The organism is Denitratisoma sp., from assembly GCA_032027165.1.
In the GTDB taxonomy this organism is placed as follows: Bacteria; Pseudomonadota; Gammaproteobacteria; order Burkholderiales; family Rhodocyclaceae; genus Desulfobacillus.
Genome location: JAVSMO010000001.1, coordinates 2,538,932 through 2,553,170, shown reverse-complemented (window position 1 = coordinate 2,553,170; position 14,239 = coordinate 2,538,932). Strand labels below are relative to the sequence as shown.

The 14,239-nt window shown below is 69.3% G+C and carries 16 protein-coding genes; 14 read left to right on the top strand and 2 right to left on the bottom strand.

Annotated features, from left to right (window positions below; genetic code table 11):
* The 14 genes from ROZ00_12395 (at window position 1) to ROZ00_12330 (ending at window position 12,408) form a co-directional block, all read left to right on the top strand.
* Window positions 1-432: a CoA-binding protein gene (locus ROZ00_12395; GenBank protein MDT3737018.1), complete on the top strand. Its 432-nt coding sequence runs from the start codon at window positions 1-3 to the stop codon at window positions 430-432.
* Window positions 422-1,255, top strand: coding sequence for a diaminopimelate epimerase (gene dapF / locus ROZ00_12390; GenBank protein ID MDT3737017.1), 834 nt, complete (start codon window positions 422-424; stop codon window positions 1,253-1,255). Before ROZ00_12395 ends, dapF begins: the two co-directional genes overlap by 11 nt.
* A 13-nt stretch (window positions 1,256-1,268) precedes the next feature.
* Window positions 1,269-1,919, top strand: coding sequence for a DUF484 family protein (locus ROZ00_12385; GenBank protein MDT3737016.1), 651 nt, complete (start codon window positions 1,269-1,271; stop codon window positions 1,917-1,919).
* 2 nt (window positions 1,920-1,921) lie between these two features.
* On the top strand, window positions 1,922-2,827 hold the full coding sequence (xerC, locus tag ROZ00_12380; protein ID MDT3737015.1) for a tyrosine recombinase XerC: 906 nt from the start codon (window positions 1,922-1,924) through the stop codon (window positions 2,825-2,827).
* Window positions 2,828-2,829: 2 nt separating this feature from the next.
* Window positions 2,830-3,669, top strand: coding sequence for a DUF364 domain-containing protein (locus ROZ00_12375; GenBank protein MDT3737014.1), 840 nt, complete (start codon window positions 2,830-2,832; stop codon window positions 3,667-3,669).
* The gene (locus ROZ00_12370) at window positions 3,666-4,859 is read left to right on the top strand and encodes a class I SAM-dependent methyltransferase (GenBank protein ID MDT3737013.1); all 1,194 of its coding nucleotides are present in this window, start codon (window positions 3,666-3,668) and stop codon (window positions 4,857-4,859) included. Before ROZ00_12375 ends, ROZ00_12370 begins: the two co-directional genes overlap by 4 nt.
* 10 nt (window positions 4,860-4,869) lie before the next feature.
* Window positions 4,870-5,202 (top strand): hypothetical protein, encoded by a 333-nt coding sequence (locus ROZ00_12365; protein ID MDT3737012.1) that lies wholly within the window; start codon window positions 4,870-4,872, stop codon window positions 5,200-5,202.
* A 65-nt stretch (window positions 5,203-5,267) separates the two neighbouring features.
* The gene (locus ROZ00_12360; GenBank protein ID MDT3737011.1) at window positions 5,268-6,665 is read left to right on the top strand and encodes a TonB-dependent receptor; all 1,398 of its coding nucleotides are present in this window, start codon (window positions 5,268-5,270) and stop codon (window positions 6,663-6,665) included.
* A gap of 10 nt (window positions 6,666-6,675) precedes the next feature.
* On the top strand, window positions 6,676-7,569 hold the full coding sequence (locus ROZ00_12355) for a zinc ABC transporter substrate-binding protein (protein MDT3737010.1): 894 nt from the start codon (window positions 6,676-6,678) through the stop codon (window positions 7,567-7,569).
* Entirely contained in the window at window positions 7,566-8,339 is a 774-nt protein-coding gene (locus ROZ00_12350) for a metal ABC transporter permease (GenBank protein ID MDT3737009.1), read from the top strand. Before ROZ00_12355 ends, ROZ00_12350 begins: the two co-directional genes overlap by 4 nt.
* Window positions 8,340-8,406: 67 nt before the next feature.
* Window positions 8,407-9,618, top strand: coding sequence for an STAS domain-containing protein (locus ROZ00_12345; protein MDT3737008.1), 1,212 nt, complete (start codon window positions 8,407-8,409; stop codon window positions 9,616-9,618).
* A 38-nt stretch (window positions 9,619-9,656) separates the two neighbouring features.
* The gene (gene hslV / locus ROZ00_12340) at window positions 9,657-10,193 is read left to right on the top strand and encodes an ATP-dependent protease subunit HslV (protein ID MDT3737007.1); all 537 of its coding nucleotides are present in this window, start codon (window positions 9,657-9,659) and stop codon (window positions 10,191-10,193) included.
* Complete coding sequence (gene hslU / locus ROZ00_12335) at window positions 10,190-11,524, top strand: ATP-dependent protease ATPase subunit HslU (protein MDT3737006.1); 1,335 nt, start codon at window positions 10,190-10,192, stop codon at window positions 11,522-11,524. The genes hslV and hslU overlap by 4 nt, the downstream gene beginning before the upstream one ends.
* An 8-nt stretch (window positions 11,525-11,532) precedes the next feature.
* Window positions 11,533-12,408, top strand: a complete 876-nt coding sequence (locus ROZ00_12330) for an AEC family transporter (protein MDT3737005.1) — start codon at window positions 11,533-11,535, stop codon at window positions 12,406-12,408.
* On the opposite strand, the gene ROZ00_12325 is transcribed toward ROZ00_12330, so the two are convergent.
* A complete protein-coding gene (locus tag ROZ00_12325) occupies window positions 12,405-12,941 on the bottom strand; it encodes a response regulator (GenBank protein ID MDT3737004.1) in 537 nt (178 codons plus the stop codon). The genes ROZ00_12330 and ROZ00_12325 overlap by 4 nt on opposite strands.
* Window positions 12,938-14,206, bottom strand: coding sequence for an ATP-binding protein (locus tag ROZ00_12320; GenBank protein ID MDT3737003.1), 1,269 nt, complete (start codon window positions 14,204-14,206; stop codon window positions 12,938-12,940). Before ROZ00_12320 ends, ROZ00_12325 begins: the two co-directional genes overlap by 4 nt.
* Between the last annotated feature and the right edge of the window lie 33 nt (window positions 14,207-14,239).

Sequence of the window (14,239 nt, the reverse complement as noted above, 5' to 3'; positions counted from 1 at the left end):
ATGTTCCGCAACCCCGATCCCGAGGCGATCTGCGCCCTGTTGCGCGAGGTGAAGACCATCGCCGTCGTCGGCCTGTCGCCGAATCCCGCCCGTCCCGCCTTCCGCATCGCCCGCGCCCTGCAGGGCTTCGGCTACCGCGTCATCCCGCTGCGGCCGAAGGTCGAGTCGGTGCTGGGCGAAAAGGCCTACGCCTCGCTCGCCGAGGTGCCCGAGAGCATCGACCTGGTGGACGTCTTTCGCGCGCCCGAGCATGTCGGCCGGATCGTCGACGAATGCCTGCAGCTCGGAATCAAGCGCCTCTGGCTGCAGGATGGCGTGATCAACGATGAAGCCGCCGCAAAGGCGGTCGCCGGCGGCATGACGGTGGTGATGGACCGCTGCATCTGGCGGGATTACACCAGCCTGTGCCCGGAGACGGCCGATGCGGATTAAGTTCACCAAGATGCACGGCCTCGGCAACGACTTTGTCGTGCTCGACGCCGTCACGCAGGCCATCGACCTGTCGCCCGGGCAGGCGCGCTTTCTTGCCGACCGCCACTTCGGCGTCGGCTGCGACCAGATCCTCGTCGTCGAAAAGTCGGCGCGGCCCGATGCCGACTTCCGCTACCGCATCTTCAACGCCGACGGCGGCGAAGTCGAGCAGTGCGGCAACGGTGCGCGCTGCTTCGTGCGCTTCGTGCACGAGAAGGGCCTGACGGCGAAGCGCGCCATCCGAGTCGAGACCCGGGGCGGCCTCATCGAGCCGCGCCTGGAGGACAACGGCCTCGTCACGGTGGACATGGGCGTGCCGCGCTTCGAGCCGACGCGCGTGCCCTTCGTCAGCGAAAGCGATGCGCTGGTGCAGCCATTGCAGCTCGACGGCGCCAGCGTCGACATCACCGCCCTTTCGATGGGCAATCCGCACGCGGTGCAGGTGGTGGCCAACGTCGATACCGCACCGGTCGCCGAGCAGGGCCCGCTCATCGAGAACCATCCGCGCTTCCCGCAGCGGGTGAACGCCGGCTTCATGCAGGTGGTCGACCGCCATGCGATCCGCCTGCGCGTCTTCGAGCGCGGCGCCGGCGAGACGCTGGCCTGCGGCACCGGCGCCTGCGCCGCCGTCGTGGCCGGCATCGCCCGCGGCCTGCTCGATTCGCCGGTGCGGGTGGCGACGCGCGGCGGCGAACTGGCGATTGCCTGGGGCGGGCCGGGACGGCCGGTGCTGATGACCGGCCCGGCGGTGACGGTGTTCGACAGCGAAATCGAAATTCAATAAGGGGAACACAAGAATGAAGGCCGACGAAATCGCCCGCTACCTGCAGGACCACCCGAAGTTCTTCGAGGAGTACGCCGACCTGCTGGCGCAGCTCTACATCCCGCATCCGCACGGCGGGCGCGCCATCTCCATCACCGAGCGGCAGATCCTCACGCTGCGCGAGAAGGCCAAGCTGCTGGAGGGCAAGCTGGGCGAACTGATCCGCTTCGGAGAGGAGAACGACGCCATCGGCGAGAAGGTGCACCGGCTGGCGACGGCACTCGCCGGCGCGGCCGACTTCGCCGCGGCGAAGCAGGCGTTGCTCACGCATCTGGGCGAGGACTTCGCCGTGCCGCACGTCGCCTTCCGCCTGTGGAATGTGCCGGCACAAGCCGGGGCGACGGAGTTCGCCGAGGTGAATGAACAGACGCGCATCTTCGCCGCCGGCCTGGCACATCCCTTCTGTGGCGCCAACGCCGGCTTCGAGGCGGCCGCCTGGTTCGGCGAGGCCGGCGAGCACGTGCGTTCGGTGGCGCTGGTGGCGTTGCGGCGCGATGCCGAGACGGTCGGCCTGCTGGCCCTCGGCTCGGAGGACGTGCAGCGCTTCTATCCCGAGATGGGCACGCTGTATCTCGGCCATATCGGCGATCTGGCGAGCGCGGCCTTGCTGAGAACGCTGGAGTAGCGATGTCCGGGCTGGCAGGCGAGGAAGCCAAGACCGCTGCGGCGGCCTGGCTCGACGAGCTGGCCCACCAGCGTCGCGTCAGCCGGCTGACCCTCGAAGGCTACGGCCACGACCTCGCCGCGCTGCTGGACCTGGCCGGCGCTGCCTCTCTCGACAAGCTGAAACACCACGACATCCGCCGCTTCGTCGCGCAGCTGCACGCGCGCGGGCTGTCGGGGCGCTCGCTGGCCCGCGTGCTGTCGGCCTGGCGCGGCTTCTTCAACTGGCTGGCGAAGCATCGCGGCCTGGAACAGAACCCCTGCCTCGCCGTGCGCGCGCCGAAGTCGAAGAAGGCCCTGCCATCGGTGCTCTCGGCCGATCAGGCGAATGCGCTCCTGGGAATGCAGGCCGACGGCCTGTTGGAACTGCGTGACAAGGCCATGTTCGAGCTGTGCTACTCGTCGGGCCTGCGCCTGGCCGAGCTGGCGGGCCTCGACTGCAACATGGCGCAGGACATGGCGGCGGGCGAGGTGACCGTCACCGGCAAGCGCGCCAAGACGCGCAGCGTGCCGGTCGGCAGCAAGGCGCGCGAGGCGCTGGCGGCCTGGCTGTCGCGCCGCGGCGAAATCGCCGCCGCCGACTGCCCGGCGCTGTTCGTCAGCCGGCGCGGCACGCGCCTGTCGATGCGCATGATCCAGCTGCGCCTCGAGCGCTGGGCGAAGAAGGCCGGCCTCGGCGCCCACGTCCATCCGCACATGCTGCGCCACTCCTTCGCCTCGCACGTGCTGCAATCCTCCGGCGACCTGCGCGCCGTGCAGGAGATGCTCGGCCACTCCAGCATCGGCACGACGCAGGTGTATACGCATCTGGACTTCATGCACCTGGCCAAGGTCTACGACGCCGCCCATCCGCGGGCCAGGAAAAAGTGAGCATGGCCCCCCCGGTACGCACATGGCTGCGCGAAGCCGCACGGCGCATCGATATGGCGCTGGGCCCGGCGCGCGTGAAGCACGTCGTGCTGCCGCCGCTGGTCGACCAGCCGGGCAAGGAGGGCGAGTTCTGCGCCGTGCAGCTCGACGACGGCAGCGTCGGCCTGGCGTTTACGCTGCTGGACGGCACGCTGGCGGCGCTGCATGCGCGCGGAGCGGATTCGGGCCGCGCGGCGATGGACCTGGTGCGCGGCTATGCGGAGGGCGACGGCGCCGCGCGCGCCTTGGGGCTGGCGACGATCAACGCCCTGACGCGCCGCCTCTTCGACCGCTCAGGCTTCGTGCCCGACGATTCCATCGACTCCTTCGGTTCGCTTGCCCTCCAGCCGGGCGACCGCCTCGGAATGGTCGGCCATTTCACGCCGCTCATCGCGCAGGCGCGGGCGCTCGGCATTCCGGTCACCGTGCTGGAGCTGAAGGCCGAGCTGGTGCGCGAGGAGCCGGGTCTGGTCGTGACGCTCGACGCGCAGCGCCTGGCCGGCTGCAACAAGGTCGTGTCGACCAGCACGCTGCTGCTCAACGACACCTTCGAGCGGGTGAGCGGGGCGTGGCGCGGGGCGGAGGCGGTGGCCATCGTCGGCCCCTCGGCCGGCTGTCCGCCCGATCCGCTCTTCGCCGCAGGCGTCTCGACGGTCGGCACCGCCTGGATCGCCGACGCCGACGCCTTCCTCGCGCGCGTCGCCGCCGGCGAGAAGTGGGGTGCGGCGTCGCGGAAAGTCACGCTGACGCCGCAACGCTATCCCGGGCTCGACGCCCTGCTCGCGAAAGTCAGTCGCCCGTGAGCGCCGCGGTCATCCTCAAGCCCGGCAAGGAGCGTTCCGTCATGCGCCGCCATCCCTGGATCTTCGAAGGTGCGGTGGCCCACCTGAAGGGCCGCGCCCGCGCCGGCGACACGGTGGACGTCTTCGCCGACGACGGCCGCCCGCTCGGGCGGGCGGCGTTCAGCCCGCACTCGCAGATCCGCGCGCGCATGTGGACCTTCGATAGCGAAGAAACGGTGGACCATGCCTTCTTCAAGCGCCGCATCAAAGCCGCCGTCGCCGCGCGCGCGGCGCTGCCGGAACTGCGCGATCAGCAGGGCCTGCGCCTCATCCACGGCGAGTCGGACGGCCTGCCCGGCGTCATCGCCGACCGCTATGGCGACACGGTGGTGGTGCAACTGAACAGCGCCGGCGCCGAGAAGTGGCGCGACGCCCTTGCCGCCGCGCTGGTCCAGGCGACCGGCTGCGCGAGCGTCTTCGAGCGCTCGGATGCGGACGTGCGCCGGCTCGAAGGGCTGGAAGCCCGCACCGGCTTCCTGCACGGCGCGGCACCTGCCGGCGGGCTTGTCATCGAGGAGCACGGCGTCCGCCTCGAAGTGGATATCGCAGGCGGCCACAAGACCGGCTTCTACCTTGACCAGCGCGAGAACCGCCTGCTGGCGCGCCAGCTCGCTGCCGGCCGCAGCGTGCTCAACTGCTTCTGCTACACCGGCGGCTTCAGCCTGCAGGCGCTGGCCGGCGGCGCGGCGAGCGTGCTCTCCATCGACAGCTCCGGCCCGGCGCTGGAGGGCGCGCGGCGCAACCTGGCGCTCAATCCGCAGCTCGACGCCGCGCGCGCCGAATGGCGCGACGCCGACGTCTTCGAGGCGCTGCGCGCGCTGAAGAAGGCCGGCGCGCGCTTCGACTTCATCATCCTCGATCCGCCCAAGTTCGCGCCCTCCGCGGCCCACGCCGAGCGCGCCGCGCGCGCCTACAAGGACATCAACCTGCTCGGCTTCCGCCTGCTCAATCCGGGCGGGCTGCTGATGAGCTATTCCTGCTCGGGCGGCATCGGCCTCGAGCTGTTCCAGAAGATAGTTTCCGGCGCGGCGGCCGATGCCGGCGCGGACGCGCGCATCCTGCGCCGGCTGGCGGCGGCGCCCGACCACCCCGTTTCGCTGGCCTTCCCGGAAGGCGAGTACCTGAAGGGCCTGCTCTGCCAGGCCGTATAATGCGCGTCCGATGTCCTTTTACCGCAGGCTGATTGCCGTCCTTGCCGTGCTGTGCCTTACCGGGGCGCAGCAGGCGGCGTTCGCCCATTGGGCGGCGCACCTCGGCGCGCCGGCCGAGGTCGGCCTCGAGTCGAGCGACGGCGAGCATGCCGCGGCAGCCGTCCTCGGCCAGTCCTGCACCAGTTGCGCCGCCTTCGCCGGCTTCGATGCGGCGCTGCCGGGCGCCAGGATCGGCCTCCCGGTTGCGACGACGACCGCCCCTTACGATGTGCCCGTACCGCCGGAAAAGTCAGTCCGCGCGATACGGCGCTACGATTCCCGCGCTCCCCCCGCCGTTCTCTGAAGCCTGGTTGTCGATCGTCCGCTGCGCCGTGCGCGGCGGCCGTTCCATTTGCTTTGGAGAATTCCATGTTACGCATTGGATTGCTTGTCGCCGCTGCATCGCTGGCCTTGCCGGCCGCCGCGGCAGATGAAGACCTGAAAGCCCTGCGCGAGGAAATCGCGCAGATGAAGAAAGCCTACGAATCACGCATCGAAGCGCTCGAGCAGCGGCTGGCCGCCGCCGAGCCGGCGCCCGACAAAAGTCAGTCGCCGCAGGACGGCGGTACGCGCGGTGCCGCCGCCGGCGGCTTCAATCCCGAAGTCTCGCTCATCCTGCAGGGCCAGTACCGCCGCTTGAAGGAGGTGCCCGAGCGCAACATCGCCGGCACCTGGCCGGCCGGTGGTCACGGTCACGGCGACCATGATCACGGCTCCGACGAGCGCGGCTTCTCGCTCGACCATTCCGAACTGGTCGTCTCCGCCAACATCAACCCGTATTTCCGCGGCCTGATGAACGTCGCCCTGAAGGATGGCGATGCCGAGGTCGAGGAGGCGTATTTTCAGACCCTGGGCCTGGGCCAGGGCTTCACCCTGAAGGGTGGCCGCTTCCTCTCCGGCATCGGCTATATCAACGAGCAGCATCCGCATGCCTGGGATTTCGCCGACGCGCCGCTGATGATGAAGGCGCTGTTCGGCGAGCACTACGGCCAGGACGGCCTGCAGTTGAAATGGGTGGCGCCGACGGACCTCTTCATGGAGTTCGGCGCCGAGATCGGCCGCGGCGCGGGATTTCCCGGCACCGACCGCAACAAGAACTCGGCGGGCGCTTCCGCGCTCTTCGCCCATGTCGGCGGAGACGTCGGCCGCTCGCACGCCTGGCGTGCGGGCCTGTCCTGGCTGACGACGCGGGCCAGGGAGCGCGAGGCGCACTTCGAGGACACCGACGCCGCCGGCCCGAACGAGGTGGAAGGCCTGTTCTCGGGCAGAAGCCGTACCGTGGTGGCTGACTTTGTCTGGAAGTGGGCGCCGGACGGCAACCCGAGAGAGCGCAACCTCAAGCTGCAGGCGGAAGTGTTCCGCCGCACCGAGCACGGGGACCTGGCCTGCGCCTCGGATGTCGCGACCTCGCCTTGCGTCGGCGGCCTCGGCCTGGGCAATCTGCGTTCCGCGCAGACCGGCGGCTATGCGCAGGCGGTGTGGCAGTTCATGCCGCGCTGGCGCGTCGGCTACCGCTACGACTGGCTGAACGCCGGCTCGAAGCGCTACGACCCGGCCACCGTGTTCGCTGCCCTCGACCCCGCCAATGCCTATTTCGCCCGCTACCGGCCGCAGCGCCACACGCTGATGGCCGACTGGTCGCAGGACGAGTTCTCGCGCCTGCGCCTGCAGTTCGCGCGCGACCGATCGATGCAGGGCGTCACCGACAACCAGGTGTCGCTGCAGTACATGATGAGCCTGGGCGCCCACGGCGCGCACAAGTTCTGAGGAGAATCCGATGATTCGAACCATCCTGTTTCTGGCGGGACTGGCGGCGGCCTGGCCGGCCGCCGCCGCCCTCAACGTCTTCGCCTGCGAGCCCGAATGGGCGGCCTTGGCGAAGGAGCTGGGCGGCGACAAGGTGAGCACCTACTCTGCCACCCATGCCCTGCAGGACCCGCATCGCGTCGAGGCGCGGCCTTCGCTGATCGCGAAAGCGCGCAGCGCCCGGCTGGTGGTGTGCACCGGCGCCGAACTGGAGGCGGGCTGGCTGCCGCCGGTGCTGCGCGAATCCGGGAACGCCGCCGTGCAGCCGGGCCGGCCGGGCTACTTCGAGGCGGCGCAGTTTGTGACCCGGCTGGAGATCCCGGCCAGGCTCGACCGCAGCGAAGGCGACGTGCATGCCGCCGGCAATCCGCACATCCAGCTCGATCCGCGCAACCTGCTGGCGGTGGCCGCGCCGCTGGCGAAGCGCCTGGGCGAACTGGACGCGGCGAACGCCGGCCACTACGCCGAAGGACACCAGGCCTTCGCTGAAAAAATGCGGCAGGCCATCGCACGCTGGGAGCAGGCGGCGGCGCCGCTGAAGGGCATGCGCGTGATCGCCCAGCACAGGAGCTTCAGCTATCTGTTCAACTGGCTCGGCCTGGTCGAGGCCGGCACGCTGGAGCCCAAGCCCGGCATCGAGCCGGGCAGCGCCCACCTGGCACAGCTGGTGGCGCAGGCGAAGACACAGCAGGTCCGGCTGATCGTGCGCACGCCCTTCGACTCGCCGCGGCCGGGCGAGTGGCTGGCCGAGCGCGCCGGGATTCCGCTGGTCATCCTGCCGTTCACCGTCGGCGGCAGCGAGCGGGCGCAGGATCTCTTCGGCCTCTTCGACGACACGCTGGTCAAGCTCAAGGGCGCGCCATGAACGAATTCGTCGCCCAGCTCGACCTGCTCTGGCCGGCCTTTGCCGCCGGCGTCATCGTCCTCGCCACCCATGTGCCGCTGGGCATGCAAGTGCTGTCGCGCGGCATCATCTTCATCGACCTGGCCGTGGCGCAAGTGGCCGGCCTCGGCGCCTTGGCGGCGCACCTGGCCGAGCGGGGGGACAACCCCTGGGTCGTGCAGGGCGCGGCGGTCGGCGCGGCACTGGCAGCGGCGCTGCTGCTGCAATGGAGCGAGCGGCGCTGGCCGCAGCTGCAGGAGGCGCTGATCGGCTTGCTCTTCGTGCTGGCGGCCAGCGGTACGGTGCTGCTGCTCTCGCACGATGCGCATGGAGGCGAGCACCTGCGTGACCTTCTGGTCGGCCAGATGCTGTGGGTGTCGCATGACCAACTGCTGGCCGCGGCTGCAGCCAGCGCCGTGCTCCTGCTGGTTTGGCGGGCATTGGGCCGGCAGGGCAGCGGCCTGGCGTTTTACGCGCTGTTCTCCGTGGCCGTAACGGTTTCGGTACAGCTGGTCGGGGTGTATCTGGTTTTCGCCAGCCTGATCGTTCCTGCGCTCGCCACTCATGGCATGCTGCGACGGCGGCTGGCGGCCGGCCTTGGCCTCGGCGTGGCGGGGTATACTGCGGGCCTGTCCCTGGCGGCGCTGGCGGATTTGCCGGCAGGGGCAACCAGTGTCTGGATGCTGGCTGCGGCGGGTCTCGTGTTCGTGTTCATCCGCTTCAGCGTTGCGCCTCCCCGGCCGATATGCTAAAAGCGATATCCGGTCCTGCCGCCTGGCCAAGCCGGGTTGGCACACTTAGACATTCCTGACAGAGATCGTGGCCTTTTCACTTTTCGGCAAGAAACCAGAGCCGCCGGCCAAGCCGGCAGCCAAGAAACCGGCGCCCGCCGCGCCGGCGCGCCCGGCTGCGCCCAAGCCGGCGCCCGAACCGCCGCCGCCACCGAAGGAAGAACTGGAATCCCTGGATTTCACCGCCCCCGGCGCGATCGAGGTGCATGAAGAGGACCATCCCGGCCACGTCGAGATTCGCGAAAGCTCGGCGACCATGCATCCGGTCGTCGAGGAGGCGGCCATCCTGTTCGCCAATGGCCAGGACGAGGTGGCCCTGGCAACGCTGGAAGCGGCGGCCGATGCCGGCGGCCTGGGTGCGGCAGCCGACCAGGTGTGGGCCATGCTGTTCGACCTCTACCAGATCGTCGGCAAGCGCGACCTGTTCGACAAGCGCGCCCTCGACTACTCGGTGAAATACGAGAAATCGCCGCCGACCTGGGTCGAACAGGCGAAGCAGTCGCTCGGGCCGGCGCTGACCACCGGCGGCACGGCCTTCGTGGCCTTTACCGGTGCGTTGGGCGAGAGCGCCGACAAGGCGGTCAGGCAATTGGAAAAGATCGTTGCCGGCAACCCGGTGGCACGCGTCGAATTCGGCAAGCTGCAGACTGTCGACCCGCTGGGTGCGGAGATGCTGCTGAAGGCGATGCAGGCGGCGCGCAAGGCCAAGTGCGAACTGGTGATGAGCGGCGCCGAAAAACTGGCCGAACTGCTGAAAGGCAAGCTCGAGGTCGGCAAGCGGGAGGACGAGCCGCTCTGGATGCTGCTGCTGGAACTCTATCAGCACATGGCGCAACAGGATCCCTTCGAGGAGTGGGCGGTGAATTACGCCATCACCTTCGAGGTATCCCCGCCGTCCTGGGAGAACCGGCCGCCGCCGAAGAAGCCGGCGGCGATGGCTGCGCCGGCGGCCTCGGCCGAGCCGGATGCCTTCCCCCTCGCGGGCGAGATGTACAGCGCCGGCTCCGACGCCTTCCGCCAGTTGGTGGATTTCGCGACCGGCCGCGAGCACGTGCTCATCGACTGCAGCGCGCTCAAGCGCATGGATTTCGTCAGCGCCGGGCTGTTCCTCAACACGCTGACCAACCTGCAGATCACCGGCTGCAGCGTGACGATCCGCAATCCCAACCAACTGCTGTACGCCCTCTTCGGCGTGCTCGGCATCAATCAGGTGGCCCACGTCGAACGGCGCAAGTTCTGACGTTTCCCCCGTTTTCCGCTTTTCTATCGGGCAGCCCCATGGAGCAATATCACGGCACCACCATTCTTTCCGTGCGCCGCGGCGCGTCGGTCGCCCTGGGCGGCGACGGCCAGGTGACGCTCGGCAACATCGTCGTCAAGGCGACGGCGCGCAAGGTGCGCCGCCTCTACCAGGAGAAGATCCTGGCCGGCTTCGCCGGCGGCACCGCCGACGCCTTCACGCTGTTCGAGCGCTTCGAGGCCAAGCTGGAGAAGCACCAGGGCAACCTGCTGAGGAGCGCAGTCGAGCTGGCCAAGGACTGGCGCACCGACCGCATCCTGCGCCGGCTCGAGGCCATGCTGGCGGTGGCCGACCGGCAGAGCTCGCTGATCATCACCGGCAACGGCGACGTGCTGGAGCCCGAGCAGGGCATCGTCGCCATCGGCAGCGGCGGACCCTACGCGCAGGCGGCGGCGCGCGCCCTGCTGGAGAACACCGACCTGGCGCCCGAGGAGATCGTCAAGAAGGCACTGACCGTGGCCGGCGACCTGTGCATCTACACCAACCAGAGCCACGTCATCGAGGTGCTCGAATGAGCACGATGACGCCGCAGGAAATCGTCCACGAGCTGGACAAGAACATCGTCGGCCAGGGGCGCGCCAAGCGCGCCGTCGCCATCGCCCTGCGCAACCGCTGGCGCCGCGCCCAGGTGGCCGAGCCGCTGCGCTCGGAGATCACGCCGAAGAACATCCTCATGATCGGCCCCACCGGCGTCGGCAAGACCGAGATCGCGCGCCGCCTGGCGCGGCTGGCCAACGCGCCCTTCATCAAGATCGAGGCGACCAAGTTCACCGAGGTCGGCTATGTCGGCCGCGACGTCGACACCATCGTGCGCGATCTCGTCGAGATCGCCATCAAGGACGGCCGCGAGGCGGCCATGCGCGCCGTGCGCGACCGCGCCATGGACGCCGCCGAGGATCGCGTGCTCGACGTGCTGCTGCCGCCGGCGCGCAGCGTCGGCTTCCATGGCGATGCCGAAGCCACGGAGGAGACTGCGACGCGGCAGAAGTTCCGCAAGAAGCTGCGCGAGGGCGAGCTTGACGCGCGCGAAGTCGAGATCGAGGTGGCGGCGCCCGCCGCGCAGATGGAGATCCTCGCCCCCCCCGGCATGGAAGAGCTGACTTCGCAGATCCAGGGCATGTTCCAGAACCTCGGCGGGGGCAAGCGCAAGACGCGGAAGATGAGCATCAGGGAGGCGCTGAGGGCCATTGCCGACGAGGAGGCTGCGCGCCTGGTGAACGACGACGAGATCAAGCTGGCCGCCGTGCAGGCGGTCGAGCAGAACGGCATCGTCTTCCTCGACGAAATAGACAAGATCGCGTCGCGGTCGGAGATGCACGGCGCCGACGTCTCGCGCCAGGGCGTGCAGCGCGACCTGCTGCCGCTGGTCGAGGGCACTACCATCGCTACCAAGTACGGCATGGTGAAGACCGACCACATCCTGTTCATCGGCAGCGGCGCCTTCCATCTGTCGAAGCCCTCCGACCTGATTCCCGAGCTGCAGGGCCGCTTCCCCATCCGTGTCGAGCTGGATTCGCTTTCCGTGGAGGATTTCGAGCAGATTCTCACCGGCACCGACGCCTGCCTGACGCGGCAGTACGAGGCGTTGCTCGCCACCGAGGACGTCGAGCTGGAATTCAAGACCGACGGCATTCGCCGACTCGCCGAGATCGCCTTCGCCGTGAACGAGAAGACCGAGAACATCGGTGCGCGCCGGCTGTATACGGTCATGGAGAAGCTGCTCGAGGAAGTCGCCTTCGATGCCGGCAGCCACGGCAAGGCGGCGTTGGTCGTCGACGCCGCCTACGTCGATGCGCGCCTGAAGGATCTGGCGCAGAGCGAGGACCTCGCCCGCTACGTCCTCTGAGCGGTTGCATGCTGCTCAGGATCGTCTCCATCATCTTTCCGCTGTTCGCCATCGTCATGGCGGGCTGGCTCTACGGCCGCGCGCGGCGGCCGGACATGTCCTTCGCCAACGAGATCAACATGGACGTCTTCGTGCCGGCGCTGGTGTTTGCCACGCTGGCCGGCAAGTCTTTCGACCTGGCGAGCTATCAGTCGCTGGCGTTGGGTGCGCTCGCCGTGGTGCTCGGCTCGGGGCTGCTGGCCTGGCCGCTGGCGCGGCTGATGGGGGTCGAGGCGAAGACCTTCGTGCCGCCGATGATGTTCAACAACTCCGGCAACATGGGCCTGCCGCTGGCCGTGCTGGCCTTCGGCGAGGCGGCGCTGCCGGCGGCGGTGGTGCTGTTCCTGGTCGAGAACCTGCTGCACTTCTCGCTCGGCATCTACATTCTCGACCATCGTGCCCGCCTGGCAAGCCTCTGGCGCATGCCGGTGGTGCTGGCCGCCCTGGCCGGCCTGGGCATCAGCGTTTCGGGTATCGAACTGTGGCCGCCGCTGCTGACGGCCATTCGCATGCTCGGCGAGATCTCGATTCCGCTGCTGCTGTTCTCGCTCGGCGTACGCCTGACCGACGCCAACTTCCACACCTGGCGCATCGGCGTCGCCGGGGCCGCGGCGCGCCCGCTGATCGGGATGGCCATCGCCTGGGTCGCGGCGCGCCTGCTCGGGCTCGATGCGCAGCACAGCGGCATGCTGCTGATCTTCGGCGCGCTGCCGCCGGCGGTGCTCAACTACGTCTTCGCCGAGCGCTACCGGCAGGAGCCGGAGAAGGTGGCCTCGATCGTCATGATCGGCAACGTCGCCGCGCTGCTCTTCATCTCGATGGCCTTGGCCATCGCACTGGGCTAACTCTTCACGGGGCGCTTCATCAGTTTGCGCTGCAGGGTGCGCCGGTGCATCTTCAGCGCCCGGGCAGTCGACGAGATGTTGCCGTCGTTTTCCTTGAGCACGCGCTGGATGTGCTCCCATTCCAGACGGTCTATCGAGAGCGGCTCGCTGGGCGGCGTGAAATCCGCCTGGGGCGCCTTCGCCTCGAAGCCGGCCAGGATGGCGTCCACATCGGTCGGCTTGGCGAGGTAGTGCGTGGCGCCGAGCTTGATCGCCTCGACGGCCGTGGCGATGCTGGCATAGCCGGTCAGCACGACGATGCGGCATTCCGGGTTGGCGGCCAGCAGCGGCGCGATCAGCGCCAGGCCGGAGGTGCCGCCGATGTTGAGGTCCAGCACGGCGCGCGCCGGGCGCGTCGCCGGGATGAGCGCGGCGGCTTCCTCCGCGCTGCTGGCACTGGCGACGTCAAAGCCGCGACTCTTCAGCGCGCGGCTGAGCACGCGGTTGAAGGCGGGATCGTCGTCGATGACGAGGATTTGCGGGGTTTCGGTCATGCTTTTTCTGCCCTGATTTTTTCCAAAGGAAGCTCGATGCGGGTGACGGCGCCGCCGCCCTCGCGGTTGGCCAGCACGATGCGGCCGCCCAGCCGCTCCACCGCGGCGTGGGCGAGGAACAGGCCAATGCCGGTGCCCTCCGCCCGTGTCGTGACGAAGGCGCGCCCGGCGGCGAGCAGGACGCTTTCGTCGAAGCCCGGGCCGCGGTCGCTGACCTCCAGCTGCAGCCGCCCGCCATCCCATTCCGCCTTGATGTCGATTTCACCGCCACCGGCGTCGGCGGCGTTGTTGAACAGGTTGAGGAGGGCCTGCTCGAGGGTGGCTTCGCCGACCACCCGCGGTGCCGGCGCCGTGCCATGGAGGCTGACTTTTGCCTCGGCGTGCGGCCGCAGCTGGCGCCAGCGGGCGATGACCTGCTCCAGCCAGCGGTCGAGGTCGATGGCGCCGCCGCCCTCGGCGCGCGTCTGTCCGGCGCGCGCAGCCAAGCCCGTGATGATGCCCTTGCAGTGCTCGACCTGCTCGCGCAGCAGGGCCAGGTCCTCCTGCGTCTCCGGGCCCAGGTCCGCATTGCGGCCCAGCTCGCCGGCGAGGATGGCCATGGTCGCCAGCGGCGTGCCCAGCTCGTGCGCGGCGCCGGCGGCCAAGCTGCCCAGCGCGATCACGCGTTCGTTGCGCAGGGCTTCCTCGCGTGCGGCGGCCAGTTCCAGGTCGCGGCTGCGGATGGCGGCGGCCATGCGCGCGACGAACCAGGCGATGAGGGCGGCGGAGGCGACGAAGATCAGCCACATGCCGGCCAGGTGCAGCCGCGTGGCGCGCTCGGCGTCCGGCACCGGCAGGGGAACGTTCCAGAACACCAGCAGCGAATAGGCGGCGACGCCGAGGAACACGACGCCCCAGGCGAAGCGCCCCGGCAACACCACCGCGGCGATGGCGATCGAGGGCAGGTAGAGGGAAACCAGCGGATTGGCGGCGCCGCCGCTGAAGAAAAGCAGCAGGGTGAGCGCCGTGATGTCCACGCAGAGCTGGGCGAACAGTTCGCTGTCGGCGACAGCCCCGCTCCGCGCCAGGCGCTGCCGCGTGGCGAGGTTGAATCCGGCGAGCAGGGCCACGATGGCCAGCATCGGCGCCAGCGGCAATTCGATGTCGAGCAGGGGCCGTGCCGCCGCGATGAGGGCAAGCTGCCCGGCGACGGCGAACCAGCGCATCAGCATCAGGCGCCGCAGGTGGTCGGCGCCCTTCTCGTGTGGGGTGGCGGCAGGGCTCATCGATTCGATCTTTCGCGGCCGATTCTAGCCGAT

Bases quoted from the DNA above. Each gene is read 5' to 3' on its own strand.
- ROZ00_12395 (MDT3737018.1), top strand. From the start codon at position 1: ATGTTCCGCAACCCCGATCCCGAGGCGATCTGCGCCCTGTTGCGCGAG.
- dapF (MDT3737017.1), top strand. From the start codon at position 422: ATGCGGATTAAGTTCACCAAGATGCACGGCCTCGGCAACGACTTTGTC.
- ROZ00_12385 (MDT3737016.1), top strand. From the start codon at position 1,269: ATGAAGGCCGACGAAATCGCCCGCTACCTGCAGGACCACCCGAAGTTC.
- xerC (MDT3737015.1), top strand. From the start codon at position 1,922: ATGTCCGGGCTGGCAGGCGAGGAAGCCAAGACCGCTGCGGCGGCCTGG.
- ROZ00_12375 (MDT3737014.1), top strand. From the start codon at position 2,830: ATGGCCCCCCCGGTACGCACATGGCTGCGCGAAGCCGCACGGCGCATC.
- ROZ00_12365 (MDT3737012.1), top strand. From the start codon at position 4,870: ATGTCCTTTTACCGCAGGCTGATTGCCGTCCTTGCCGTGCTGTGCCTT.
- ROZ00_12360 (MDT3737011.1), top strand. From the start codon at position 5,268: ATGTTACGCATTGGATTGCTTGTCGCCGCTGCATCGCTGGCCTTGCCG.
- ROZ00_12355 (MDT3737010.1), top strand. From the start codon at position 6,676: ATGATTCGAACCATCCTGTTTCTGGCGGGACTGGCGGCGGCCTGGCCG.
- ROZ00_12350 (MDT3737009.1), top strand. From the start codon at position 7,566: ATGAACGAATTCGTCGCCCAGCTCGACCTGCTCTGGCCGGCCTTTGCC.
- hslV (MDT3737007.1), top strand. From the start codon at position 9,657: ATGGAGCAATATCACGGCACCACCATTCTTTCCGTGCGCCGCGGCGCG.
- hslU (MDT3737006.1), top strand. From the start codon at position 10,190: ATGAGCACGATGACGCCGCAGGAAATCGTCCACGAGCTGGACAAGAAC.
- ROZ00_12330 (MDT3737005.1), top strand. From the start codon at position 11,533: ATGCTGCTCAGGATCGTCTCCATCATCTTTCCGCTGTTCGCCATCGTC.
- ROZ00_12325 (MDT3737004.1), bottom strand. From the start codon at position 12,941: ATGACCGAAACCCCGCAAATCCTCGTCATCGACGACGATCCCGCCTTC.
- ROZ00_12320 (MDT3737003.1), bottom strand. From the start codon at position 14,206: ATGAGCCCTGCCGCCACCCCACACGAGAAGGGCGCCGACCACCTGCGG.